Origin of the sequence: Streptomyces sp. SID1328 (assembly GCF_009865595.1) — a bacterium.
In the GTDB taxonomy this organism is placed as follows: domain Bacteria; phylum Actinomycetota; class Actinomycetes; order Streptomycetales; family Streptomycetaceae; genus Streptomyces; species Streptomyces griseoluteus.
In genome coordinates this window covers 1-1019 of the sequence record NZ_WWKH01000477.1, presented here as the reverse complement: position 1 = coordinate 1019, position 1019 = coordinate 1, and the positions used below count along the sequence as shown (strand labels likewise).

1 protein-coding gene is annotated in these 1019 nt (G+C 76.3%); it reads right to left on the bottom strand.

Annotated features, from left to right (window positions below; translation table 11 throughout):
* Positions 1-1019, bottom strand: a 1019-nt coding sequence (locus GT030_RS14725; RefSeq protein WP_161201499.1) for an HAD-IC family P-type ATPase, incomplete at both ends; no start/stop codon positions are given.

Genomic DNA, 1019 nt, shown 5'->3' with positions numbered 1-1019 from the left:
CCAGCGCGGCCGAGGCCCAGCCGACCGGGCCGGGCCGGCCGCCCGCGATGCGGCGCCCGGAGCGCAGGAGCAGCATCGCCAGCGCCTGGGCGAGCAGGTTCTCGGTGAACCAGGCCGAGTGGAACAACGCCTCGTCACTCAGGCCGACGCCGTCCTGTGGGGCGAGCGTGAGCACGGCGAAGGTGGCGAGGTCCGCGACCGCGTTGAGCAGGCCGAAGCCGGTGAGGAAGCGCAGGAAGGCGGGCGGCCGCAGCTTGGTCGGCCGGCGCAGCGCCTCGGGGTCGGGCCGGTCGTCGGCGAAGGCGAGCTGGGAGGCGTCGAAGCAGAGGTTCTGCGCGAGGACCTGGGCCGGGAGCATCGGCAGGAAGGGCAGCAGCAGCCCTGCGGCGAGCATGGCGAGGACGTTGCCGAGGTTGGAGGAGAGGGTGACACGCAGGTAGGAGGCGATGTTGGCGCTGCTGTGCCGTCCCGCGAGCACGGCGTGCCCGAGAGCGCCGAGGTCCTTCTCGCCGAGCACCACGTCCGCGCTCTCGCGCGCCACGTCGACGGCTCCGCGCGGTGCCACGCCCACGTCGGCGGCGAGCATGGCGGGCACGTCGTTGACGCCGTCCCCGAGGAAGCCGACCGTGTGCCCGGCGGCGCGGAGTCCGGCCACCACACGCGCCTTGTCCTCGGCCGTGCACCGGGCCACGACGGTGACGGCGCCCGGTGTCCCGGCCGCCTCCGGTGCGCCGCCGGTACGCACCTCCCCCACCGTCAGCCCCAGGTCCCGGCACGCGCGTACGGCGGTGGCCGGGTGGTCGCCGGTCAGGACGCGCACCTCGATGCCGAGCCCGGTCAGGGTGCGCAGGGCTTCGGCGGCGCCGGGGGCCAGGTCGTCGCGGAAGGTGAGCAGCCCGCGGAAGGTGAGCCCGCGGGCGTCCCCGGCACGGTAGGGCCGGGTGCGGGCGGGGAGTTCGGCGGTGGCGACGGCGAGCACGCGCAGCCCGGACTCCGCCTGCCGCGCGGCGAGCCCCAGC